General features: G+C 56.2%; 17 protein-coding genes and 1 pseudogene. 7 read left to right on the forward strand and 11 right to left on the reverse strand.

What is annotated here, in order from left to right:
• Positions 1 to 2,202: a sensor histidine kinase gene (locus AC5STI_RS10745; RefSeq protein ID WP_495446633.1), complete on the forward strand. Its 2,202-nt coding sequence runs from the start codon at positions 1 to 3 to the stop codon at positions 2,200 to 2,202.
• A gap of 17 nt (positions 2,203 to 2,219) precedes the next feature.
• Here AC5STI_RS10745 and AC5STI_RS10750 read toward each other — a convergent pair whose 3' ends face one another.
• The 4 genes from AC5STI_RS10750 to AC5STI_RS10765 form a co-directional block, all read right to left on the reverse strand.
• The gene (locus tag AC5STI_RS10750) at positions 2,220 to 2,567 is read right to left on the reverse strand and encodes a DUF779 domain-containing protein (RefSeq protein WP_495446634.1); all 348 of its coding nucleotides are present in this window, start codon (positions 2,565 to 2,567) and stop codon (positions 2,220 to 2,222) included.
• Between the two features lie 67 nt (positions 2,568 to 2,634).
• On the reverse strand, positions 2,635 to 4,179 hold the full coding sequence (gene adh, locus AC5STI_RS10755; RefSeq protein ID WP_495446635.1) for an aldehyde dehydrogenase: 1,545 nt from the start codon (positions 4,177 to 4,179) through the stop codon (positions 2,635 to 2,637).
• Between the two features lie 978 nt (positions 4,180 to 5,157).
• Positions 5,158 to 5,784, reverse strand: a complete 627-nt coding sequence (locus AC5STI_RS10760; RefSeq protein WP_495446636.1) for a hypothetical protein — start codon at positions 5,782 to 5,784, stop codon at positions 5,158 to 5,160.
• Positions 5,781 to 6,503, reverse strand: coding sequence for a hypothetical protein (locus AC5STI_RS10765; protein ID WP_495446637.1), 723 nt, complete (start codon positions 6,501 to 6,503; stop codon positions 5,781 to 5,783). Before AC5STI_RS10765 ends, AC5STI_RS10760 begins: the two co-directional genes overlap by 4 nt.
• Before the next feature lie 547 nt (positions 6,504 to 7,050).
• Here AC5STI_RS10765 and AC5STI_RS10770 point away from each other — a divergent pair.
• A pseudogene (locus AC5STI_RS10770) lies at positions 7,051 to 8,487 on the forward strand (IS1182 family transposase); the annotation flags it as partial.
• 572 nt (positions 8,488 to 9,059) lie between these two features.
• On the opposite strand, the gene AC5STI_RS10775 reads toward AC5STI_RS10770, so the two are convergent.
• Positions 9,060 to 9,311 (reverse strand): hypothetical protein, encoded by a 252-nt coding sequence (locus AC5STI_RS10775; RefSeq protein WP_495446638.1) that lies wholly within the window; start codon positions 9,309 to 9,311, stop codon positions 9,060 to 9,062.
• 193 nt (positions 9,312 to 9,504) lie between these two features.
• Between AC5STI_RS10775 and AC5STI_RS10780 the strand changes: the two genes are divergently transcribed.
• A complete protein-coding gene (locus AC5STI_RS10780; protein ID WP_495446639.1) occupies positions 9,505 to 9,984 on the forward strand; it encodes a hypothetical protein in 480 nt (159 codons plus the stop codon).
• On the opposite strand, the gene AC5STI_RS10785 is transcribed toward AC5STI_RS10780, so the two are convergent.
• The 4 genes from AC5STI_RS10785 to AC5STI_RS10800 form a co-directional block, all read right to left on the reverse strand.
• Positions 9,981 to 11,567 (reverse strand): glycosyltransferase family 2 protein, encoded by a 1,587-nt coding sequence (locus AC5STI_RS10785; protein WP_495446640.1) that lies wholly within the window; start codon positions 11,565 to 11,567, stop codon positions 9,981 to 9,983. The two genes, AC5STI_RS10780 and AC5STI_RS10785, sit on opposite strands and share 4 nt — an antisense overlap.
• Positions 11,568 to 11,940: 373 nt before the next feature.
• Positions 11,941 to 14,598, reverse strand: a complete 2,658-nt coding sequence (locus AC5STI_RS10790) for a calcium-binding protein (RefSeq protein ID WP_495446641.1) — start codon at positions 14,596 to 14,598, stop codon at positions 11,941 to 11,943.
• A gap of 137 nt (positions 14,599 to 14,735) precedes the next feature.
• Positions 14,736 to 15,191, reverse strand: coding sequence for a hypothetical protein (locus AC5STI_RS10795; protein ID WP_495446642.1), 456 nt, complete (start codon positions 15,189 to 15,191; stop codon positions 14,736 to 14,738).
• A 357-nt stretch (positions 15,192 to 15,548) separates the two neighbouring features.
• Entirely contained in the window at positions 15,549 to 16,367 is an 819-nt protein-coding gene (locus AC5STI_RS10800; protein ID WP_495446643.1) for a hypothetical protein, read from the reverse strand.
• Between the two features lie 257 nt (positions 16,368 to 16,624).
• Between AC5STI_RS10800 and AC5STI_RS10805 the strand changes: the two genes are divergently transcribed.
• Positions 16,625 to 17,182: a TRADD-N-associated membrane domain-containing protein gene (locus AC5STI_RS10805; protein WP_495446644.1), complete on the forward strand. Its 558-nt coding sequence runs from the start codon at positions 16,625 to 16,627 to the stop codon at positions 17,180 to 17,182.
• 234 nt (positions 17,183 to 17,416) lie between these two features.
• Here the strand turns inward: AC5STI_RS10805 and AC5STI_RS10810 are convergent, their stop codons facing one another.
• Together AC5STI_RS10810 and AC5STI_RS10815 are read right to left on the reverse strand one after the other, a co-directional pair.
• Positions 17,417 to 18,775: a KAP family P-loop NTPase fold protein gene (locus tag AC5STI_RS10810; RefSeq protein ID WP_495446645.1), complete on the reverse strand. Its 1,359-nt coding sequence runs from the start codon at positions 18,773 to 18,775 to the stop codon at positions 17,417 to 17,419.
• Between the two features lie 826 nt (positions 18,776 to 19,601).
• Complete coding sequence (locus AC5STI_RS10815; protein WP_052257708.1) at positions 19,602 to 20,168, reverse strand: cupin domain-containing protein; 567 nt, start codon at positions 20,166 to 20,168, stop codon at positions 19,602 to 19,604.
• A gap of 144 nt (positions 20,169 to 20,312) precedes the next feature.
• Here AC5STI_RS10815 and aptA point away from each other — a divergent pair, with 144 nt between their 5' ends.
• The 3 genes from aptA to ald are packed head-to-tail and all read left to right on the forward strand — an operon-like array spanning position 20,313 to position 24,320.
• Positions 20,313 to 21,635 (forward strand): omega-aminotransferase AptA, encoded by a 1,323-nt coding sequence (gene aptA / locus AC5STI_RS10820; RefSeq protein WP_495446646.1) that lies wholly within the window; start codon positions 20,313 to 20,315, stop codon positions 21,633 to 21,635.
• 32 nt (positions 21,636 to 21,667) lie between these two features.
• The gene (locus AC5STI_RS10825; protein WP_495446647.1) at positions 21,668 to 23,179 is read left to right on the forward strand and encodes a CoA-acylating methylmalonate-semialdehyde dehydrogenase; all 1,512 of its coding nucleotides are present in this window, start codon (positions 21,668 to 21,670) and stop codon (positions 23,177 to 23,179) included.
• 25 nt (positions 23,180 to 23,204) lie between these two features.
• On the forward strand, positions 23,205 to 24,320 hold the full coding sequence (ald, locus tag AC5STI_RS10830) for an alanine dehydrogenase (protein ID WP_495442699.1): 1,116 nt from the start codon (positions 23,205 to 23,207) through the stop codon (positions 24,318 to 24,320).
• Positions 24,321 to 24,361: the final 41 nt, after the last annotated feature.

Genomic DNA, 24,361 nt, shown 5'->3' on the forward strand with positions numbered 1-24,361 from the left:
ATGGTGCATGAGCTGATCGACCCCAGCGACCCGCCGGAGCGGCAGAACCAGAAGCTGCTGAAGATCGTGGAAACCCTGATGCGCCGCGCCGAGCAGAGCTCGGATGCATCCGGCGAGGCCTACGCCCAGTTCCAGCGCGCTGTGATGCTGGAGGAAGAAGTGCGCCTGCGCACCCGCGAGCTGGAGCATGCGCTGGACCTGCTCAACGAGTCGAACGCCAGGCTGGCGCTGGCCAATGCCGAAACCGAGGCCGCCCGCGCCAATCTGGCCAATGCGATTGAGACGGTGCAGGAAGGTTTTGCGCTGTTTGACGCGCAGGATGTGCTGGTCATGTGCAACACACGGTTCGGCAAGCACATGGCCGATATCTACCATGCGCTACGGCCGGGTCTGAAATTTGCCGACTACGTGAATCTGGTGGCAAACAGCGCCCATCTAGCACTGCCGGAGGGAGAAACCGCCGCCGGCTGGGAGGCTTACCGGATCGCCCGCCACAAGGACGACCATGCGGTGTTCAACGTGATGATGGCCGGCAACAGCTGGCTGCAAGTCAGCGAGCACCGCACCCCGGACGGCGGCACCGTGATCCTGCAAACCGACATCACCGACATGATGCGGCTGGAGCGGCAGGAGCGCGAGCGGCTGCTCGACGACCAGTCGCGGGTGATAAAGGCAACGCTGGAGCATCTCGACCAGGGTGTCTGCATCTTTGACGCCCAGAACCGCCTGGTCGGCTGGAACCGCCGAGCCGGGGAGCTTTTGTGGATGCCCGCGGGTAAGTTCCAGCTGGGCATGTTCTTTGCAACCCTGTACCGCCAGGCCGCGGACAGCATCCGGATCCTCGGCGGCACCCGGCCGGAAGAAGTCGAGGCTTGGGTTGCCAGCACCGCCAAGCGGGCGCCGCTTTCCTTCGAGATCGGTCTGGGCCGCGACCGCATCCTGACAGTCTTTGCACAGCAGATGCCGGACAAAGGCTTTGTCATCAGCTTTACAGATGTCACCGCCGAACGCGCCGCCGTCCGCACCATTTCCCAAGTCAACGAAACGCTGGAGCAGCGAGTGGCTGAACGGACGCTGGAACTGGAGGACGCGCTGTCAGAGGCTGAACGCGCCAATGCCTCCAAGTCCCGGTTTGTCGCCGCCGCCAGCCACGACCTGCTGCAACCCTTGTCCGCTGCCAAGCTTTATGTCGGCTCGCTGGAGGACGATCTGCGCGACGCGGGCCTCAGAGACCGGGCGGCCAAGGCGGGCAACGCCCTGGTGGCGGTTGAACGCATCCTCGGTGCCCTGCTGGACATCTCCAAGCTCGACTCCGGCCTCGCTGCCATTGACCGCACGGCCATCAGCCTTGGCGCAATGCTGGACCAGCTGAAAGACGAGCTGGAGCCCGTTGCCCGGCTCAAGGGGCTGGACTTCCGGGTCGTGCGGAGCAGCGCCGTGGTCGATAGCGACGCCGCCTATCTGCGCCGCATCCTTCAAAACCTGGCCTCCAATGCGGTGCGCTACACCGATCGCGGAAAGGTTCTTATCGGAGTGCGGCAGCGGCATGGACACGTGCTGCTTGAGGTCCGCGACACCGGCCCCGGCATCCCCGCGGAGCATCAGGACAGAGTGTTTCAGGAATTTCAGAGGCTCAACGCCAAGGCCAGCCCTTCGGACGGCATGGGGCTCGGGCTTGCCATTGTAGAGCGGGCTTGCCGGCTGTTGAAGCATCCGCTGAACCTCAGTTCCGAAGTCGGGCTCGGCACTTGCCTCTCGGTGGAGCTGCCGCTCAGCACGGCGGCGCGAGCGCCTTCGCCGCTGGCCGGCCCCAGCCCCCTTGCGGCGGTCCCGTTCGAAAACCGGATTGTCACGCTGATCGAAAACGACGCCGGGCTCAGGGCGGCGCTGGAGATCACGCTGGAGAGCTGGGGGCTCAATGTGCTCCCCTGCGCCAGCTGCGCCGAGGCCAGCGCACTGCTGCAGGAAATCGACATCTGCCCCGATGCTATTATTGCCGACTATCAGCTGGACAACGGCGCACTGGGAACGGACGCAATTGCCTCCCTCAGGGCGCAGCACGGGTCGGTCCCGGCTTGCTTGGTCACCGCAAACCGCTCACCAGATCTGGCGGCGGCCTGCGCCGGACTGAACGCAGCGCTTTTGCACAAGCCGATAGACACAAGCGAACTGCGCGCATTCCTGGAGCGTGCTCTGGTCTGACCAGCCCGCAAGCGGCTTTAGCGGAGACACACGTCCGAGCGCGTCAGGAACCGCTTCCCGCTGCCGTTTTCCAGCGAAAACATCCCGCCTATACCGTCGATGGCGTCGATCACCAGATCGGTATGCTTCCAGCGGTCATATTGATCAGCGTTCATGTAAAACGGCACAGCGCCGATCTCTCCAACCAGGACATCGCTGTCTCCGACGATATAATCCCCCTGCTGAAAGCACATTGGCGCGGACCCGTCGCAGCAGCCGCCGGACTGATGAAACAAGAGATCCGGCCCGAACCGCGCCTTCAATTCCCCGATCAATTGCAGCGCCGCCTCTGTTGCCGTCACAGTCATGCTCGTTGGCCCTGTCATTGCAGTCTCCCCGCCAAATGAAAGAAAACGGCCCCGGATATCCCGGGGCCGCCCGTCGTTCGGCTGCTCAGAAGAACCCCAGCGCAATGGGGCTGTAACTCACCAGCAGGTTCTTGGTCTGACGGTAGTGGTCCAGCATCATCTTGTGGTTCTCCCGCCCGATGCCCGACTGCTTATAGCCGCCAAAAGCCGCATGAGCCGGATAGGCGTGATAACAGTTGGTCCACACACGTCCGGCCTGGATCTCCCTGCCAAAACGGAAAGCGCGGTTGGTGTCGCGGGTCCACACCCCGGCCCCCAGGCCGTAAAGCGTGTCATTGGCAATCTCCAGCGCCTCGGCGTCGTCCTTGAAGGTGGTGACGGACAGCACCGGGCCAAAGATCTCCTCCTGGAAGATCCGCATTTTGTTGTGGCCCTTGAACACGGTCGGCTCGATATAATTGCCGCCTTCCAGCCCTTCCAAGGCAGAGACATTGCCGCCGGTCAGCAGCTCGGCGCCTTCATCCTTGCCCAGTTGCAGATAGGAGGCGATTTTCTCTTTCTGCTCGGTTGACGCCTGCGCCCCGATCATCGTGTCCATGGACAGCGGATTGCCCTGCTTCACCGCCTTCACACGCTCGATCGCGCGCGCCATGAAGTCGTCATAGATCGACTCCTGGATCAGCGCCCGGCTGGGACAGGTGCAGACCTCGCCCTGGTTCAGGGCAAACATGGTGAAACCTTCCAGGCATTTGTCGAAATAAGCGTCATCAGCGCTCATCACATCCTCAAAGAAGATGTTCGGTGACTTGCCGCCAAGCTCCAGCGTCACCGGGATCAGGTTCTGGCTGGCATACTGCATGATCAGCCGCCCGGTGGTGGTCTCGCCGGTAAAGGCGATCTTGGCAATCCGGTTTGACGAGGCCAGCGGCTTGCCCGCCTCCAGTCCGAAGCCGTTGACGATGTTCAGGACGCCGGCCGGCAGCACACCGGCAATCAGCTCCGCCAGAACCATGATCGATGCCGGCGTCTGCTCTGCCGGTTTAAGCACCACGCAGTTGCCCGCCGCCAGCGCCGGCGCCAGCTTCCACACCGCCATCAGCAGCGGGAAATTCCATGGGATGATCTGACCGACCACGCCCAGCGGCTCCGGAATGTGATAGGCATAGGTGTCGGCGTCGATTTCCGAGATATGGCCCTCCTCGGCGCGGATGCAGCCCGCGAAATAGCGCCAGTGGTCAACACAGAGGGCAAGGTCGGCATGGATCGACTCACGGATCGGCTTGCCGTTGTCCAGCGTTTCAGCCGCGGCCAGCAGCTGGGTGTTTGCCTCCATGATATCGGCGATCTTCAGCAGCATGTTGGCGCGCTCGGTGGTCGAGGTCTTGCCCCAGGCCGGAAACGCTGCATGGGCCGCATCCAGCGCCGCCTCGACATCATCGGCGTTCGACCGGGCAATCTCGCAGATCACATCACCGTTGATCGGGGTGGTGTTTTCAAAATACTGGCCCGAGCGGGGCGCGGTGAATTCGCCGTTGATAAAGTTGCCATAGCGCGGCTTGAACGGAAACTCGACGCCCAGATGCGCCGTGTCCAGCGCAGAATTGGCCAGCCCGGTTGTGTGGATGTTCATGCCATTCCTCCCAACAATTGATCCAAGAAATGCAGCGGAACTGGCGGCCATGCACCTTCAATTGCAGGCACTCGGTCCGGTGCTGCTCAAAGGCTTAGACCATCGGCGGAAGCCGCGGTATTCGACCAAAGTCCCTGGTTGGGGCTGAGCGGGGAAACCCGAACGGCAACCTGGCCATCTCCGGCACCAGCCCGATGCGCCGCACGTCCTGCAAAGCACTACCGAGATTTTCGGCAACCAAGCCAGCTGATTCCCGCCCGCGGTGCCCGCCAGCTGTCTTTACCCCGCTGAACCTGGGCCACGACTCTTGCCGATAAAGGGGAACAGAAGATGGCTCGGAAGCAGTATTTGGACAGGGACAACCTGAAACTCTAGCTTGAGATCGAACTGAAGCTGGCGAATGGCAGCGGCATGCACACCAATTGCCGCGGTGCTGGTACCTGCGATGCGGCCAGCTGCACTTGGCGGCACCAGTTCGGTGGCATGCGCAGGTCTCAATTGCTGGAGCTGCACAGCCTTGAGAACGAGAATACGAGGAGGAGGCCCCTATACCACAAAGACCGTTCAATCATCCTGATCCGGCCGAAGTATCCTAATCACGTCTGGAACGTGGATTTTGCCCAAGTCAAGCTCGGCAATGGCCAGGCCTGCAAACGCAAAAAGCCCCGCTGCTGCGGGGCGTAAGACTTTGTTATTACTTGAGGATTTTGGTTGCGGGAGCAGGGTTTGGACACTGTTTCATTCAAGCCCGATAACTTACCGCTGCGTCGCCAGCCGCCATCCGTTGCAAGCGCAGTCTAGTTTTCTCTTAAGTCCCCTGTGCGCAGATAGCTACATTTGCAAACTCGGCCTTTCAGTCTGTCGAGTGGGCTTCTTCGCCGCATAACCGCAACCACAAGCCGCCCTTCGCCGCGCAGGCAACCTTGAAACACTGCTAATAGGCAACTGTGCGGACGTTACCGATGAAGAAGAGCCGAGTCATAACGCGGCACTGGGCTGCGGCGGGAGGCAGAGACTGGCTTCTACCTTGGCGAGGGAGTCGTCGACCTTGCTGAAAACGTCACCGGGTCCGGCCCGCAGGATCTCATGCACTGGGGCGACGATGAGTTCTCGTACACATTTCGTGTCGGTTAGAAGATTGAGCGGCACGGCATAGAACCAGCTCTTGTCCTCAGTGTCCTCTCTGCGCCAGAAGCGCCTCTCTGCGACCCACTCTTCACAATAGCCCGCGTCGTTGGGTCCGTCCGTCGTGAAGACCCATGCACCGTCGTCCATTCCGTTAGGCCAATACCCGACGATGACCTTGGACCGCTTGCCGTCCGCCCAGTCGGCCTCGGTGCCTTCGTCCGCTGTGAGCTGGATCGCGATCGTCACGATGCCTTTTGCCTTTGAGTTGGAGCGAGTGTTCCGCCGGTGGACGAAATAGGTGTTCCAAACGGGCTGGAGAAATTCCCCATCCGACGCGTCCTCTTCGAGCTCCTCGATTTTTAGCCCTGAGTCGCTGCATTCGACCTGCCAGAACGCTTCGTAGAGCTTGTTCAGGTTCTCTTGCGCGTCGAGTAGGTTCCTCGCGGACTGCCAAAGAATAGCATCGTGATCAGTCATTCGTTCTCTCTGAAATTATATCGGGTTGCTGGCACAGCGGTAATCGGCGGCAGGGCGAACCTCTCCTCGGCATCGAAATTAAAGCTGCCTTTCATCGGCATTGTCATCGTCGGCCAGGCCCCAAGCACAGCACCCTGCGGTTGCCCTGCGAGGAAGTCGGCGGACAGCCGCGACCATGACTTGAGACCCGGGTCGTCTGCTTCACGTTCGAGGGTCTGCAGTTTTTCGACAGCAGCAGTCCATTCCAGCGATCTGATGCCGTCAAAGGGGACGGCTTCCAGCCCGTTCCGGACTTTGAGGCGCAGGTCAGCCACCGCCTTCTGGTGCTTGGGCTCGGCCCCGAGGAGTGTGTAGCCATGCACGTTCCGCTCACCCGCGGGCACACCGCCGCGGCGGCACCGTCCACGCGCTACGGTTCGGATCTCTCGAGCGCATTGGTCCGCGCCGAGCGGCGCTCCCCATTTCACCTCGATGACCCAGAAGGCCCGCCGCCCATTCTCCATGAATTCCAGCACGACATCGGGTTCGGAGTTCTCGCCTCTGCCGATGAAGAACGGCCAGAGATAGATTTTGGCGTCGCTCGGCAGCGGGTGGTCGCATAGGACTGAAAGCGCCGTCTGCCGCGCCTCGGGCGCTAGAAGCCGCAGCATCCCGAAGAGAGAAGAGGTTACAAGGTCCTCGCGGGGATTACGCTTCGCGACGTGGAGGATCTTTTCCATTCTCGCTTTCTTTGCGATTACGGCATCGAACATAAGCACTCGCCCCAGAACAGGAAATCCACGACGCGGAGGCTATGAGCGACTCGCCTCGTGCGCAAGCAGATATGCCCCTTTTTAGGGTTTTGGCGATGGGGTCGGCGCCGTCGGATCCATGTTGGCAGCGATCAGGGCGATGACCGCGAGCAGCAGCGCTTGCGCCACCTCCGTTGATCCAGCCCCATTCCCTTACCATTCCTCGCCGATCGGAGGTGGTATTGCATTAGGACTAGCCTGTCAGCGGGCTTGCCAACAACCAACTCAAGCTAAGCCATGTAGTTTCCAATCAAGGTGCTGCCCTGGCGCTTCACAGCTGCGCCTAGCGACTAACCAGAACCTGCCCAGCTGAGGCTGCTGCCTACACCGTCCGGCCCATCTTGGACGGCACCTCCAGCGGCAGCTTGCGCCTGCAAGCCCGCACCTTTGCGCAGAGGGCATTCGGCACCTGTCAGCCGAGGCTGTGTGAAAACTCCGGATGCTGTATGCTTTTCGGCAAAGACCGGAGGCAGGCATGTCGGGATATATCGAGGGTACGGACCGCAGTCAGGTGACACTTTTTCCGGCCCGGCTGGAAGACTGGATAAACGAGGATAATCCGGTCCGCGTGATTGACCTCTTCGTGGACGAGATTGATCTTGGGGAGATCGGTTTCCTGCGGACGGCGCCGGCGCAGACAGGACGGCCCGGCTATCACCCATCGGTCCTGCTGAAGCTGTTCATCTATGGCTATCTGAACCGCGTCCCTTCGAGCCGTGCCCTGGAGCGGGAGGCTGGGCGCAATGTCGAGGTGATGTGGCTGACGGGTCGGCTTGTCCCGGACCACAAGACGATCGCCGACTTTCGGCGCGACAACGGCCCGGCGATCCGGCGGACCTGTGCGCAGTTCGTCGAACTCTGTCGCCGGATCGGGGTGCTGAAGGGGGATTGTGTTGCCATCGATGGCTCCAAGTTCAAGGCGGTGAATAATCGCGACAAGAACTTCACCAAAGGCAAGATCGCCAGCCGCACCGCCCATCTGGTCGCGAGCATCGAGCGCTACCTTGAAGAAATGGTCCGGATCGACCGTCAGGAAGAGGGCGAGGCCCGGGCCGGGAAGATCGCCAACCTGGCGCAACGTTGCGAGCGCATCCGGCAGGAGATCGAGCGCCTGGTGGACATGGGCGAGGCGCTCAGGGAGAGCCCAGACAGGCAGATCTCCCTGACTGATCCGGATGCCCGCTCCATGGCCACCAGCGCCAAAGGCAGCGGTTTTGTAGGCTACAACGCCCAATCCGCAGTGGATACCGAGACCCATCTGATTGTCGCGCATGACGTGATCAATGCCGGGCATGACCGTGAACAGCTGTCACCGATGGCCAAGGCGGCGAAGGCCGCTCTCGAACGCGACGAAATGAGCGCGGTCGCTGACAAGGGCTATTTCAGCGGCCGGGAAATTCTGGCCTGTCACGAGGATGGCATCACCACAACCCTCCCCCGGCCCGAGACTTCGGGCAACCGCAAGAAGGGCATGTATGTGAAGGCCGACTTTGCCTATGACGCGGATGCGGATATCTACCGATGCCCGGCAGGTGAGGCGCTGACATACCGCTACACGACCGAAGAAGGCGGCCTGGTGGTACGGCGATACTGGACCAACGTCTGTCAGGCCTGCCCTGTCAAGGCGCGCTGCACGACCGGCAGGGAACGTCGTATCACCCGATGGGAACACGAGCATCTGGTCGACGAGATGCGTGGCCGTTTGAGCCGCGACCCGGCCTTGATGGGCCTCCGCCGCTCAACCGTCGAGCACCCGTTCGGCACAATCAAGAGCTGGATGGGAGCGACGCACTTCCGGATGCGAACGCTCAAGAACGTCCGCACCGAGATGGCCTTCCATGTCCTCGCCTATAACATCAAGCGGATGATAGCCCTGATCGGGGTACGTGGGCTTTTGACTGCCATTCCGGCCTGGTGGGCGGCGCTCAGCTCAAATCGTACCGCAAAAAACGCCACAAGAGCGCGGATTCAGCCCTCTCCGGCGCATAAGGCGCTAAAGTGACCCAAAATCCGGCTGCCTCCACAAAATCGACTGAAACATCCTCATCGTCGAGAAACCAAACGAGTTTCCACACACCCTCAGCCCTAAGCGGTCGCAGACAACTGGTGCCACACCGACGATGCTGCTGGTGCGAAATTTCATGGTCAATTTCCCGGAAGCGGACGCTCGGCAGGGCCGAGCTGCTTCACGGGGTGCTGCGGGTTGCACCGGGGGCAGCGGAGCGCAGATAGCGGAGTTTGCAAAGTCGCGCGTTCTTGCAGCATGGCTTAAGCTGAATGCCGCACCAGCACGGGAGAAAGCCGCCCTTCGCCGCGAGCGCAGCCTACAATCAGCATCGAAAGGGACAGACGCGGGACAATGCTGCCATTGCCCTTTCAGGTGTTTGCTGACGCAGCATTTGCTTGCAGGTGCGGTACGCTCACTGCTGCATTGCAGTCGATGTCGCGAGACCGGCCATTCAAAGCCACTCTGAGACGCGGAATTCAAACCGCCCTTTCGCTGCAGCCAGGACCTGCTAACGAGGAGCCGGACAAAACCGACATTGGAATTTTGGCCTTTGCTGACGCAGCATCCATTCGCGCACGCAGCGCGCCCATCGTTGCGATGCAGCGCATGTCGTCGAAGCGGTCGTTCGCGGGTGTCGATTTGACCCGAACCGAGACCGCACTTTCGCCGCAGCCCTCGCCGACAATCCAGACGCGGACAAAGAGGTAGTTCGCTGCAATCTGTTTCAATGGCGGCAAACTGTCCGATGTAACTACGAGAAAACGCCGGAAGGCCAGTGAGAAGTCGTGACCTTGATTACAAACAGTTGAAGCGTCGAACTTAATAAGGGCAGCGTTAAATCTGGCCCCTCTTAACCGTCCGTTAACCTATTATCTTCTCATAGTTTTGATTGTACGAATGCTCATTGCTGGGAGGGCCAAAATGGGATTTCTGACTAAGCCAAGATTTGACGTGATTGGAATCCCCATTTCCCTCGGTCGCGTGCGCGACTTATTGGAAGTGTCGGACTCAGTTGCCATTGATCTAGTGCTCGAAAACATTGTTTGCGTTCGCAGTTGCAAAGCGGAAATCAAGATTGAGGACACACTTATCCATTCCGCACTGGACGTATTGACGGCCCATTTGTTTTTGTCTGTTTCGAACCGAGAAGAGCCTAGGTTCGCAAGGATGTTACTAGCAATTTCTGCCGTGAATGACTTCGAGGCCTTTTGGAAGATATCTGGCGACGAGAATGTTACGCCAGAAAAAATAAAAACTGCTTTTCAATCCTCTGGCGCACTAAGTTCATTGCTACTGGGTGTGTTTGAGGAAAAGATGGCTGAGGAGATATTTCACTTTTGGCCAAAAGTGCGCCGTGCCTTTGCTATCAGCGATCCACTGGTAAACGCTCGGTTGCACTAGCTGGGCGAGTAGCTATTTGTTGTGTTCGGCAGGGCATCACGCCCAAGCATTTTCTCCAGCCGCCTAAAAAAGGAAATCGGCTTCTCGGTGTTCAAAGTGTACTCGATCAGCCGGATGTTGCCATGGGCGGCGCTCTCCCTGACTTTCTCGGCGTGGGCCTGCCAATCCTCTGCCCATTTCGCGAGCATTGCCTCCTCCGAGCGTATGCCAGCTGCCGCCATATGTTCTGCCATATACTTACCATCGCGAAATTTTCGCCGACTGGAAAGCCATTCGTCTATCGGCCTGTGATTCAGCAAGAAAATTGAACTCCGATAAAACTTCGCGATGTATTCGAAATCGTAAAAGCCATCGTAAATGCGCGACCCATTGCTTCCGTAGGATATATCGCTCAAGAGCTGGTAGTTCTCGTATCCAGCGAAAGGTTTACGACCTGCTGCCTTCGCAGATTGGAGGCTTTTTGCAATCCGTCCCCGATCCCAATGGGCATAGCTCATACCCCGACGTCCAAACATAGCGCTGATTTCCTTGCTCCCCCCCCTGTTCATTCCGATCTGAAAAACCCGCTGGGTTTCAGGAATTGGAGAAAGATCAGGAGGTGACATGTGTTCAAAATTCGAGCGTGTAAGAAAGGGGCTGACAAGCTGCTGCACTTTGTCTGCCACATTCAAGTCCACGTCGAGGAACAATTCTGGATAATTGGTGCGTGCGGGGCTTTCTTCAGGTAGTACACTCAGTACTTCGAAAAGCTCTTCTACAGACAGCTCACCGTTTCGCTTTCGTGCTTCCACGTAAATCGAATATCTCTTCTGGGCATGACCGGGCATCGAGTTGAAATATTCCTGGTCATCAACCCGTCGTTCATACTTCCCAATCCAATCTTCATAAGACGCGGGAAACAAATGCAGCAAGACGGCCTCATCCTGCTCGACTTTGTGTTCCGGGATGTTCTTTCCGTCTTTCCGAACGAAGTGGATATTGAAACGCGCATCGCGGTTCTTCCGGCGCTTGAAGCTCTTGCCAACTTCATGCCCTTGAAAGCCGTTTGGAAAAAGTTCACCTAGCTGCGTGCCATAGAGCTCTTTTCCCCAGCCACTACCCCACTCGGGTTTGAGCTTGTAAATGCCGTCCATGTCCAACCGACCGTGTAAGTATTTCCCTGCAAACATTCTCTCAGCAGGAAGAACGCGCACAGCGTCAATTGTGTCAGGTGTCCTGCTTAGCATCTCGGCGATTGATCCCGCAGACCGCGGCAGCAAAAACTCATCGACATCAATGTGTGCGACCCACTCGCTTTCGCAGAGATTCCGGGCCGCATACTCAGCGTTGAGCGTTTGTCGCTGGCGATGCCCGGAAGGGCGACCTTTCTTGGGCCTGCGTTTGGTCCAGTATGCCGCATCACAACAGATGCACTTTACTCCTGGCACTTGAGAGAAAGCGTCGGCCAGACCATCAGCAGGGTCATCAAAAAACAATACTATCTCATTCGAGCCAATCGCCAGATGATGTGCAATGAACGCTTCGACTAACCTTCTAGGCTCTGCGCAAGTTGTGACCACAGCCCACTTCACTTCGTTCGTCAACCTTCCGCTCCTTGGCTGCCCGGGAAACACCCGTTGTTAACCTATACGTCCGCCTTAAGAGACTCCTAAGAATCTGATCGATCACCGCTTGTTGCGTGTCTACATCAAAAATTGGCAACGATCACGAACTCTCCTGCGCGACCGAGGAGCCTGTTGCCGGTTTCTTTTACGTGGACAGTTTCATGCTTGGGTGAAGGTCGTATGTCGCACCCAAGAACAAGCATGGGCGTAGGCATTTTCACTCTCCCTCGCGGTGATTAACGAGTCAGGTTCTCCTTGAAAGTTGGATTTTAACCGGGGGGGAAACAAAGGACACCGCCCACTCACGGGCGGTGCCAAAAATGTGAGCTACTGAAGAACGTCTGGCGTCAACTTAAGTGAACAAAAAATTGCCATCATCAAAAAACTGGGACCACGTCGTTGAATCTTCCACATCAACCAAAATGCGCTCATTTGTATCTCTAACTTGCACTGTAAAGTAGATGTTACCGTCAATTGTGGTCTTCCAAGACTTCAGGTCAGACATTGCAGAAACACCGTCGAAGTCATTGAATTTTATTCTGTCTGTTCCGATCACAAAATCTGTCACTAGGTCAAGCTGGTCTTGTTTTTCTGCCCACGACCCATTTAGATCGTCCCAGTCTATTAAGCCGCCAGACTTGAATTCGAATACATCTGCGCCACCGCCACCGGTTAAGTCGTCTGTTCCACGCCCTCCAACAAGCTGATCATTTCCGTTGCCGCCTAGAAGCGTATCATCACCATTTCCACCGAAAAGTGCGTCGTTCCCCCCAAGGCCATCCAGTCTATCGTTACCAGCATGACCGGACAGTTTGTTCCTTACTGAGCTGCCGGAAAGATTATCAGCCGCTAAATTGGAACCCACAAGATGCTCGATGCTTAAGTATGTATCGCCACCGCTATTTTCTCCGGTAGCGAGGTTCACAGTCATGCCAGATTTGTGGCCGTAGTATGAAACGGTGTCTGATCCGCTACCGCCGTTAAAGACATCCTTTCCTGCGTCATCCCGAAGGTAGTCATTGCCTTCGCTGCCGATAAGAGTATCTCTTCCCTTACCTCCATAGAGGCGGTCATTATTGCTGCCACCTTTGAGATAGTCGTTGCCGTCGCCTCCGTGAAGAGTGTCGTTGCCGTTGCCGCCATATAGTCTGTCAGCGCCCAGTTTCCCTGACAATTTATCATCACCATTGTACCCATGAATCGCATCTCTCCCCCAGGCACCGGAAACAGTTTCTGAGCTCCCTGTCCCGTCGATTCTGCGTGTGGTATCAATAGTGATTTCCACAAACTCAAACGGGTCTAGCTCGAAACTCAAGCCGTTCGGGTCGCTACCTAGATCATTTTTGGAAAGCAGAGTTTCCAAGCCGACCACATCAGATTCCGTAGCAAAATAGAAATCTTCCAATGATTGCGGGTTGGCGACCTTTGGAATAATACCATCGACGTGGGGGAGGTACGTTTTGTATTCCCCGCCGCCTACGGGGGTGAGGTACTGATCTGCCAAATCGCTGCCAAGCAACTCGCGAAGTTCAGTCCGTTCTTCGGCCGAGATGACTCGTTTGCGGATTCTTGTACCAGAAATTTCATCGCCGTCCGTGTCGTAGGCCCAATGCTCGCTCAAACCGTTGGAGCTATCAGGGTCAATGCCAACATGCCGACCACTCCAATTCCATGCACCGTTAGTGATGCCGGACGTATCCAGAGTCACCTCCTGATTAAATACATCGGAGCGTGATGTGACGTAAATTACGGTTTTGTAGTGACTTTCATAGGCATTGACCTCGACATTTTCGCTGTCGTAGCCAGAAATATCCAACGTGGACATGGCACTATGCCCTGAACCCCCGAGGCTGTCAGCCATGTATTTCAGCATTAAGCCAGAAGGAGACAGTTTGATCGGGTTCTCATCTCTGTGATCGCCTGCAACAGACGTTGTTGTATTGTGCCTCAGCGCCCAGAAGTCCGCGCCGTCGACACCCAGCTCAAGCATATTCTGGAACTGCTCTTGAACGACGCCAGCAGCTTTGAGCCCTGTTTCCCGGTAATTACTTGCTCGCACATTCCATTCAGTTATCTGAACCGTCACATCTTGCGGCAGCATTGCTTCCCATACGGCGAAGCGGTGATCTTGATCGTTGTTTTGCCGATCCGCATTATCGCCGCCAAAGGCGTCATCTGTCTTGTTGTAATAGTAATGGGCAACGATACCGTCCACATTTAGACCTGCTGTTCCAGCCTGAAATCCATTGGTGATATCTCGATCACTGTCTAGGCGCTCAAGAAGCTCCAAGTTTGCTTTGATGATATTTTTTTCAAAAGAGGTCAGGGAGTTATAGTACTGGCTGGCACTTTGCCCGCTTTGCCAGTCGGATGGTCTATCCGAGGTGTCCCAGGTGCCAAGCGCCAGAATCGCGTCAGCATCGGTGATAGACCCTGAGTTGCCGTCGTTGTAGTTGGATGAACCGCCAACAGGATTTGCAGTTTGAATCCAGATGCCGGGCTCATGCGCCTCGCTGTCCGAGTCCAGACTCTCTTGAAGAGACCTGATGATATTTCGGGCGTTGTTGCCATACTCAACTTCGTCAGCAGTTCCCCAGTATTCATTACCAACTTCATAGGCAACAATGAGTTCTGCGTCGTCGCCCATGTAGTCTAAGACAAGCTTCGACCATTCGCGAATATCTGCATTACTGGCCTTCTCTTCAAGCGCGGGGATAACTAACGTCGTTTCGGTGCCGCTCCCCTTTACCCAATCAAGATATTCACGCAAATCTGCGCGTAGCTTGCTTGTTCCATTTTTGGAGTGATCCAATTCTGTGATGTTTTCAGGTTCTGCCTTGCCTGCGGGATACCGCAGCCTTGTCATGCCGAGCTCTGCCATTGCCTCTTGAAACAGGCTGCTCGGCGTACCTGTGGTTTCATTTGTTTCGCCGATAAGATTTCCGCCAAACATGTGAGGGTTGACCTCGTAGGACGCTGCGCCTGTCTCGGTAAGCGTGTATGAAGGCATTTCAATAAAACTCCTGTCATATATTATGCGAGGGCACACTAAGTCAGATTTAATCAGTGCTTCAACTCAGAAGTTTCCCGACCACCAGCACGCGCTGCACATGTCCTCCTTGATTTGGTGGCTGACTGTGGGCTTAGTTACTTTAGCAAAAACATAGCGTTGCAAGATTTTCTATTCTGAGCACGGAACGCAGTATCAGCTAACGCATGTCCAAATTTCGACTCGCTACTTACTGTCGGTGCGGGGCTTTTTAAGCCGACTATGATTTTGCACTTTGCCATCAAGGTTTCACTGCCTGCACTTTCAAAATGGCGCCATTTGGAACATCTGTAGCTATGAACTGTTCCAGCAGACCGTGTAGATTGCCACATACAACCTCGCTGCATCCCGAACGAATGACCGTTCTTCACGCCGCACGGCGGTGCTGAAAATGTTGCAGTCGCGGCGATTTTGCTGCTGCGAGCGCGCGCAGCGAGAAATTCCAAGGTACAAGTTGGGCTCACTACCGACTTGCGGCGGTACAGCACCGAGAAACCAGCACCAGCCTGCCCCAGGCCAGTTGTGATCGGCTCAAGCCAGCCCGAAGCGGTCATAGACTTGGTGTGACGCGGCAAGGATGCTGCCGGTGCAAAATTTTCGGGCCATCTCACCGAAAGCGGCCACTCACCGAACCCGGCGAGCTACTGCCAATGCTGCGGACCGCTTCAGGGGGCGCGATGCGCAGAAAGCGCCCTTTGCAAACTCGGCGGTTTGACGCAACCAGCCGAGGTTTTCCGCTGCGGCGCAGCCCGCCGTTCCTGCCGTTCGCGGCGACCGCGCCAATATCAGCTATGGTCGCGTCCTGTGAAACAGGGCCTTTTAACACAACAGCTTCGGAGGCAAACAATTGCTCTTCGGGTAAGCCCGAGCACCGCTTCTGCGCAGAATGGGCCGGGCAAAAATGCCACCAGTCACTTCACCCGTTCTGAACGGCTGCGAAATTCTCTAGTTTTTTCAACAACCAAGAATGGGCAGACTCTTAACAAGGCGTCAGCCACGGCTTCGACAAACTGATCCAGAGTTTTAGAACGGCGTTTAGCTCTTGAAGCCCATTCCTTGGCCGTCTTGCGATAGTGCGCTTGATACGCACGCTTGCGCGGCCCACCACTATCAGATGTATCTGTGAGCTCCAGTAGTGCGATTCGTGAGATTGCCACGTCATCGAAAGCCTCATGGTGGTGAATACCGTTCCTGGCTCTAATTTCCTGGTCGAACTCCTTGTCGTATGCCTTTATGAACTTGCCAAAATCCAGTCCGTGGTGGGGAACTGCGTCTTTAACCGCCTTTGATAATTTTTTTAGCCGCTCTCGAAATTGATAGAAGCGACCAAAATACATTTCACAGCAGTATCTTAGGTGACTTTCCCTCGAAACAGGTGCGTTGGAGAATGGGTAGCGTCGAAAGTACCATTCAACGTCACGTAATGCGTGTGCTGTATTCAATATCTCCAAATAAAAAACCACTACGGCATGTTCCCTCTCCATTTCAGGCGAAAACTTGAACTCTCCAGAAACCCTTTCAGCAGTTATGAGCTCATCGTCAAATCGAAGCGTGTAACCGATTTGCGAACGCTTCCATTCTCGCCAGCCAGGGTACTCCTGTAGCTTTTGCGACCACTCTCGTATAGAGATTAAAACCTTTTCTTGCGCTGCACCATTCGACGTCATTGTTTTTATCTCGTTCTTTGCTCGCGGCGAGCATGACAAAGTAAAGTTCTTCTGCTGATCCAACAAGATTTACTGGATAGGTTCAACCGCTGCTTTGTGCTGCGACCGGCCAAGTGCGGTTGCCGCGTGCAACCTAAGCTGCAATGAAGACAATAACCTTGACTGGGTTGTCCAGAAAAGGTCCTCACTGACCGAAGGGCTGGGTGCAATGAACTTTTCCTGCACCAGAGCCAACTTCCCTCTGCGTTTACCTAGACTTCAACTTCCAAGTTCTGCACACTCCATTCAACTTTTCTAACGTAGCATCCCCAAGGCTGAATATGATTATTGACATTGTTAACTTAACTGCAGAAATTATTAAATTGAGCAAAGAAGAAAGGGCGGAAGCGCGAAGTGAAAAGAAAGAGTTGCTAGATAAACTTGAGAGCGCGTCGGGTGAAGACATCTTTAAGTTGATGAATCTAATCAGCTTCGCCAATATGGATGAGTTTGTAGCAGAGGCCCGTCTTCACGCGCAGCAGAGTTTTAAGATTTGTATGTTTTCTGCCGTGGCCGGTTTCATAATCATCTGTGTTTCAGTCGGTTTTGGAATATATTTTCAATTAAAGGGCATTGAAGGGTTGTCTTCCGCTTACCTGGGATCAGCCGTCGGTCTGATTGCTGAGGCCATATCAGCGATTTTCTTTTCCCTTTATTCGAAAACCACAACCCAGGTTAATCACCTACATGACCGCCTCTTGGGCAGCCAATCAGCTTACTCTGCAATGTTGAGTACCTCGCTTCTGACTGACGCCAAGAGCCGTGAAGAGCAGATAAAAACCGTATCAAATAGGTTCATGGCGCGGCTAGATAGTTTGGACAAGCCTGGGAAAGCTTGAGTCATTTTTCAGAGTACTAAAGAATAACAGTATCGAAAATAAATGTCGCGTACGTCGGCACACTCTGCAGACTCCGTCGTTCTGGCCTAATTGTCGTTTTGCGGCGGCACAGCGCCGAGAAACCGGCATAGCCTGTCCCAGGCCAACTGTGATTACCCCAGCCAGCCCAAAGCGAACTTTCTGATGAAGCCATCAAGCAGAACCCACTGAGTAGGCCAGCATTAAAAAATGCAATCAAATTCTGAAGACGTCCACCCAGTCTTTCTGAATTTTGGCTGGAATCGTCTTGGGTTCTCGCGGCGTTCCAAATTGATCGAACTGCTTACCCATTTCATTCCACCATGATGGCAAACCTTGGCCCTCCACATCTGAATCTGATCCACAGGCATAAACAACTTCCGCCAGCCAAAACGTTAGATTGTGATCGAAGTCAGGATTGTACCTGTCCTCGACCTGTTCAGTGGTTTTGATTTTCGATGCTCCGAGGAAGTCTCGTATTTCATCGATAGAAGCACTTGCCGAAACGAGCTTCTTATGGAGCTTTGGGTCGACAACAGAACTCACAAGGAGAATGCATAGTATGTCAATCCAACCGTTTAGAATATTTTTTTCAAATACAATCTCAGGAAGTAGTGCAATTTTTGAAACCACTTTTCCAACGTCTCTGAGAGAGACATTGTTCTGTACCGCAACACAGGACAATAAGTTGGCACACCGGTTTGACAGTTTCTCCGGCAAGTTCAATTCAGTGATTAACTGATCTGCATATCGCGCAACAACGGTTTCATCTCCACTACTTCCAAGGGAGCGCGGAAGCGAAAATGACACGTTGATAAATTTCCGTAGGTAACTCTCGGCGTCTATGCCAGCGCCATACCTAGCCGTCACACTGTTCTCGAGAGCTGTACCGTTAACTCCAAGAATGAAGTGAACCTTGGGGACCGAAAAGAAGTGTTTAATAACCTCTAGTACTGATAAGGCATAATCTGGGCGGCATCGGTCCAACTCATCGACTACAATAACGATTGGGGCAGCTTCACCTTCGGTAAGCTTAGTTAATAACTCTTTGAAAGAATTTACCGCATCTTTGCGTTCTTTCTCAGCATCCCATAGGCTTTGGGCGGCATCCTTCGCTTCCGAGCTCGCTGCGTCCACAAGAACATCGCCGATTTCGTTGAGTTGCTGCTTGGCACCAAAGGTCCCCAAAGATAGGGCGATTCCGAATACAGGCTTTGCAAGCTTTGTCGCAACCGCCTTCCATTTTTCGAGCGTTGACCGTTGTTCCTCAGGTATGCGCTCGCTCACCGCCGTGATGATCGAAACAAGAGGGTCCGAAAGATAGTCGTTTTCAAAGGCGTCAAAATAGACGGTTACAGCGCTGCCACCGTTCTCTTCCTTGTGTGCGTAGACCCATCTCTTTAGAAAGTAGGTCTTCCCGGATCCCCATTTGTCGTCAAGGGCAATAACTATTGGATTTTCTATTCTCTCGGTGAGATCTGACAACTGTCTTGAGATGGATTTTCGCTCGAGGATGTCGTCTCCAAATCCAGTTTCATAAAGAACAACATCACCATCTTGGGGAAAGAGTTTCATTCAATACCTTCTACGATTGGTCGGTTGAGCGCCTGTGGTTAGTGAGTTTCAGTGGAGCGCGAGATGTCCCGTATGTATCAAAACAAGATCGGTTGTATTGGAAAAGATTTTTCTCGCCCTGGTGATCGAAATATGGGTTTCTTGGACACCAAAATTACGGAGTATCAAGCGACCGGTGAAGGATGATATTGAACCGGTCCCATCACTTAAGTATGCCACTTCCGTTCTCTGCGCTACGGTGCCCCTGGTCCAACTTACGGCATCGGCAACAGTACAACTTTCAGGTTGAAGGTCCGCTTTCGCTGCATGGTTGGATAGCCTCGCACATGCAGCATTCAATGCGACGCGCCATAACTGAACGGCAAGTTTGGGCTGCCTGTCGTCATTCGCGCCAGGTGCGGCGAATGCCCGGTCAGAGCCCACACCGGACCTGTCAGAATTGTGCTGCACGTGCAAAGTGGAAGAATTTTTCTGCGCTGGCATGGTAAACCGGCCTGCGGTGCAGCGGAGATCTCGGCCATTCACGCCGGGTGCAGCGAAGTTGAAACCGTGAAACTGCACAATGCGCGCAAAGCTGCCATTGGCCGAAGCAAGTCCGGAGCAAAGCCGCCGTTCGCCCCGCCTATAGCCGCCGCGGTGCAGCTTGGTCAGACAGCCGTTCCTGTGCCACGCAGCATCCTCAGAGAACCGGGGCCCAGGCTACGTGACATAGTTAACATTCGGCACAATTCTATGAACTGTCTGAAACCAAAGGTTTGGATACAGGGGCCGGAACCACCTGAAAAAATCATCTTGGAACATCGTTGCCCCGGACACTCGCCCCGGCCTAGAACGATGAAGGCGTACACGCGCTGATGACTTTGCACACCTTGTCCCCGGCGTTGCGGAACCGGTGTGGCAGGATGCTGGAAAAGTAATAAGCGTCTCCTGGGCCAAGAATTCGGGATTGTCCATCTACCGTTACTTCCAGACGCCCCTCAATTACGACCGCACATTCCTCGCCCTCATGCGACAGGGCTCCACGGCCCGAGTCTGCACCGACACCGTACTCTTCAATCAGCATCTGCAGCTTTCGATTCCGCCGCTCACCTGCGACCAGCAGGTAGGACACGCCCGGCGACCCCAGGTCCCGCATGCCGCTGCGGGGGAAGAAAAAGTTGTCCTCGTTCTTCAGTTCGAAGCTGAAGAAAAAGCCCAGGTTAACATCAACACCTGCGAGAATTTTCTTGAGCAGAGCCACTGAAGGCTGGGTTGATCCGCTTTCGATCTGGGAAATTGTACCGCTTCCCACCCCCGCGCGCTTGGCCATCTCGCGTTGGCTGAGACCTTTTGAGGTTCGAATCAATCGCAGGCGTCTTGCGGTTTCCAGATCGGGTGCCGAAGAGTCGCCCATTGTGATTTCCTGCTTCTGATCGAAAGCACCTTAAGACGGCCCGATCTGTTTTTCAATGACTTACACATTCCTACAAAGCCGGGTGTGCGAAAAGCTGAAACTTTGCAAGTATCTCTCATCAAATAATAATCTGCCTTGCGAGGAATGGACATGCCCGTTCAGTCAAATACCATGTCGTCTTTCTGGATGCCGTTTTCGGCCAATCGTGATTTCCTTCGCGAGCCCCGCATGATCCAGTCTGCCGAAGGGATGTATTACACCAGCTCGGACGGCCGCCGGATTATGGACGGCACCGCGGGGTTGTGGTGCGTTAATGCAGGCCATCGTGATCCGCTGATTGTAGAGGCGGTGCAGAAGCAGGTTCACGAGCTGGACTACGCTCCGAATTTCCAGTTTGCCCACCCGCAGGCGTTCGAGCTGGCGGGTAAGCTGACGGCGATGATGCCCGAGGGGATGAGCCATGCGTTCTTTACCAACTCGGGGTCTGAGTCGGTCGACACCGCGCTCAAGATTGCGCTGCATTACCACCGGATGCGCGGCGACAGCGCCCGCACACGTCTGATCGGGCGCGAACGCGGGTACCATGGCACCGGCTTCGGCGGCATCTCGGTCGGGGGCATCGTGAAAAACCGCATGCACTTCGGCACGCTCCTGACCGGTACCGATCACCTTCGTCATACTCATGATCTGGAAAAGAACGCATTCACCCGCGGCTGCCCCGCGCATGGCGCCGAACTGGCCGATGATCTGGAGCGCATCGTTGCGCTGCATGATGCCTCGACCATCGCGGCCGTCATCGTCGAGCCGATGGCAGGGTCCACCGGAGTGCTGCTGCCGCCCAAGGGGTATCTGCAACGGCTGCGCGAGATCTGTGACCGGCATGGCATCCTGCTTATCTTTGACGAGGTCATCACCGCCTTCGGCCGGCTGGGTGCATCGACCGCGTCGGAATACTTCGGCGTTACTCCGGACATCATCACCACCGCCAAAGGGCTAACAAACGGCGTCATCCCGATGGGCGCGGTCATCGTGTCCGACGCGATCTACAATTCCGCCATGGAAAATGCAGACGCGCCGATCGAATTGTTCCACGGCTACACCTACTCGGCCAACCCGGTGTCCTGCGCAGCCGCACTGGCGGCGCTGGAAAGCTACGAACAGAACGACCTGTTCCGCCGCGCCGCTCTGCTGTCGCAACCGTGGGAGGATCAGCTCCACAGCCTGAGGGATCTGCCCAATGTCATCGACATCCGGAACCTGGGGCTGGTCGGCGCCATCGAACTGGCGCCGCGCGAAGGCGCGCCGGGCGAGCGGGCCTATGAGGCGATGAAACGCGCCTGGGACGCTGGGATCATGATCCGGGTAACCGGCGACATCATCGCACTTTCTCCGCCGCTGATCATCTCGGAACCTGAAATCAACACGCTTGTTCAGACACTTGGCGAAGTTCTGGCTGAGCTTCCGTGACCTTTCCCCTCTAAATCCAAAGGACTGCAATCATGAAAGATGCTGCCCCGATCGCTTCGATCGGCCACTATATCTGTGGCCAAAACACAGCTCCCGACGGCGAAAACACCCAGGCTGTCTACAACCCTGCAACCGGCGAACACACCGGCGATGTGTCCCTGGCAACCGTCGAAACCGTGAACGCTGCGGTCGCCGCGGCCAAGGCGGCCTTTCCTGCGTGGTCGAACACGCCGCCGATCCGCCGGGCCCGGCTGATGAACAATTTCCTGGCGCTGGTGCGTCAGCACAAGGACGACCTGGCCCGCGCCATCACTGTCGAGCACGGCAAGGTCTTCACCGATGCCCAGGGCGAGGTCGAGCGCGGCATTGATATCATCGAGTTTGCCTGCGGCATCCCGCAGCTCCTTAAGGGTGATTACACGGAGCAGGTGTCCACCGGCATGGACAACTGGACCACACGCCAGGCCCTGGGCGTCGTGGCCGGGATCACGCCCTTCAATTTCCCGGTCATGGTGCCGATGTGGATGTTCCCGATCGCTATCGCCGCAGGCAATACCTTCATTCTTAAACCGTCGCCGACCGATCCTTCGGCTTCGCTGCTCTATGCCGACCTGATGAAGCAGGCAGGCTTCCCCGATGGCGTGTTCAACGTGGTGCAGGGCGACAAAGTGGCTGTGGATGCGCTTCTTGAAAACGACGACGTCAAGGCTGTGTCCTTTGTCGGGTCGACCCCGATTGCCAATTACATCTACGAAGTCGGCGCCCGCCACGGCAAGCGCGTCCAGGCCCTGGGCGGCGCCAAGAACCACATGCTGGTGATGCCTGATGCCGACATGAACAAGGCAGCCGATGCCTTGATCGGCGCTGCCTATGGTTCGGCCGGAGAGCGCTGCATGGCCATCTCGGTTGCGCTGCTAGTTGGCGATGCCGCAGACAGGCTGATGCCGGTACTGAAAGAACGCGCCGAGACCCTGAAGATCAAAAACGGTCTCGAACTGGACGCAGAAATGGGCCCGATCGTCACCGCCGCCGCGCGCGACCGGATCAAGGGCTATATTGATAGCGGCGTCGAAGAAGGCGCCGACCTTCTGGTCGATGGCCGCGACTACACCGTCGAAGGGCACGAAGGCGGCTATTTCCTGGGCGGCACCCTGTTCGACAACGTTACCCCGGAAATGAAGATCTACCGCGAAGAGATCTTTGGCCCGGTTCTGGCCTGTGTCCGCGTGCCGAACTTTGCCGAAGGCCTGCAGCTGATCAACGACCACGAGTTCGGCAACGGCGTGTCGCTGTTCACCCGGGACGGCAACGTTGCGCGTGAGTTCGGCAAACAGGTTCAGGTCGGCATGGTCGGCGTCAACGTTCCGATCCCGGTTCCGATGGCCTGGCACGGCTTTGGCGGCTGGAAGAAGAGCCTGTTCGGAGACATGCACGCCTACGGCGAAGAGGGTGTGCGTTTCTACACCAAGCAGAAATCCATCATGCAGCGCTGGCCCGAGAGCATCTCGGAAGGTGCCGAATTCGTCATGCCAACGGCCAAGTGAGCCTCTCTTTCCTGGAGTGAAGACAATGTACATCGGTGTACCCAAGGAAATTAAAAACCACGAATACCGCGTCGGGCTGACGCCCGAGAGCGTGGCTGAGCTGATCACGAACGGTCATGCGGTGCTGGTCGAAACCGGTGCGGGCCTGGGCATTGGTGCGGATGACGATGCTTATCGTGCCGCTGGTGCGGAGATCGCAACAAACGCAGCCGAGGTGTTTGCCCACGCCGAAATGATCGTAAAGGTGAAGGAGCCGCAAGCAGCGGAGCGTGCGATGCTGCGCGAGGGGCAGATCCTCTATACCTATCTGCACCTGGCTCCAGATCCGGAGCAGACCAAAGATCTGGTGAACTCTGGCGCGGTCTGCATCGCCTATGAAACAGTAACGGACGACAATGGCGGTCTGCCGCTCCTGAAGCCGATGAGCCAGGTTGCAGGCCGGATGTCGATCCAGGCCGGTGCCGGTGCCCTGGAAAAGGCCCAGGGCGGGCGCGGGGTTCTCCTGGGCGGTGTGCCTGGGGTGAAGCCCGGCAAGGTTGTTGTCATCGGCGGCGGTGTTGTCGGTTTCAACGCGGCGCAGATGGCCGTTGGCCTGCACGCTGACGTCACCATTCTGGACCGTAACCCGGCCGTTCTGGAAAAGCTCGAAAACCATTTTGAGGCATCCGCCAAGGTGGTTTACTCAACCCAGGCCGCGCTGGAGGAAGAGGTTTCCAATGCCGACCTCGTGATCGGGGCGGTTCTGATTCCCGGCGCCGCCGCACCCAAGCTTGTTTCGCGTGATTTGATTGCGAAAATGAAACCCGGTGCAGTGGTCGTGGATGTTGCCATTGACCAGGGCGGCTGCTTTGCGACTTCCAAGGCAACGACACACGCAGACCCGACCTATGCCGTTGATGATGTTGTGCATTACTGCGTCGCCAATATGCCCGGCGCGGTGGCCCGGACTTCGACCTATGCGCTGAACAACGTGACCCTGCCGCATGCCATCGCCATTGCGAACAAGGGCTGGCAGCAAGCGCTGGCCGACAACCATCACCTGCTGAATGGCCTGAACGTGGCCTACGGCGAGGTGACCTGCAAGGCTGTGGCCGATGACCTCGGATACGGCTTCGAGGATCCCAGAAATTTGCTGACTTAAGCAAATCCGCGCCCGCAACAGCATACCGCTGTGCGGGCGTT

The sequence above is a fragment of the Leisingera sp. CC-HEC096 genome, from assembly GCF_059429235.1.

Bases quoted from the DNA above. Each gene is read 5' to 3' on its own strand.
- AC5STI_RS10750 (WP_495446634.1), bottom strand. From the start codon at position 2,567: ATGACAGGGCCAACGAGCATGACTGTGACGGCAACAGAGGCGGCGCTG.
- AC5STI_RS10810 (WP_495446645.1), bottom strand. From the start codon at position 18,775: ATGAAACTCTTTCCCCAAGATGGTGATGTTGTTCTTTATGAAACTGGA.
- AC5STI_RS10805 (WP_495446644.1), top strand. From the start codon at position 16,625: ATGATTATTGACATTGTTAACTTAACTGCAGAAATTATTAAATTGAGC.
- AC5STI_RS10790 (WP_495446641.1), bottom strand. From the start codon at position 14,598: ATGCCTTCATACACGCTTACCGAGACAGGCGCAGCGTCCTACGAGGTC.
- AC5STI_RS10780 (WP_495446639.1), top strand. From the start codon at position 9,505: ATGGGATTTCTGACTAAGCCAAGATTTGACGTGATTGGAATCCCCATT.
- AC5STI_RS10745 (WP_495446633.1), top strand. From the start codon at position 1: ATGGTGCATGAGCTGATCGACCCCAGCGACCCGCCGGAGCGGCAGAAC.
- ald (WP_495442699.1), top strand. From the start codon at position 23,205: ATGTACATCGGTGTACCCAAGGAAATTAAAAACCACGAATACCGCGTC.
- AC5STI_RS10825 (WP_495446647.1), top strand. From the start codon at position 21,668: ATGAAAGATGCTGCCCCGATCGCTTCGATCGGCCACTATATCTGTGGC.
- adh (WP_495446635.1), bottom strand. From the start codon at position 4,179: ATGAACATCCACACAACCGGGCTGGCCAATTCTGCGCTGGACACGGCG.
- AC5STI_RS10815 (WP_052257708.1), bottom strand. From the start codon at position 20,168: ATGGGCGACTCTTCGGCACCCGATCTGGAAACCGCAAGACGCCTGCGA.
- aptA (WP_495446646.1), top strand. From the start codon at position 20,313: ATGGACATGCCCGTTCAGTCAAATACCATGTCGTCTTTCTGGATGCCG.
- AC5STI_RS10795 (WP_495446642.1), bottom strand. From the start codon at position 15,191: ATGACCGCTTCGGGCTGGCTTGAGCCGATCACAACTGGCCTGGGGCAG.
- AC5STI_RS10765 (WP_495446637.1), bottom strand. From the start codon at position 6,503: ATGGAAAAGATCCTCCACGTCGCGAAGCGTAATCCCCGCGAGGACCTT.
- AC5STI_RS10760 (WP_495446636.1), bottom strand. From the start codon at position 5,784: ATGACTGATCACGATGCTATTCTTTGGCAGTCCGCGAGGAACCTACTC.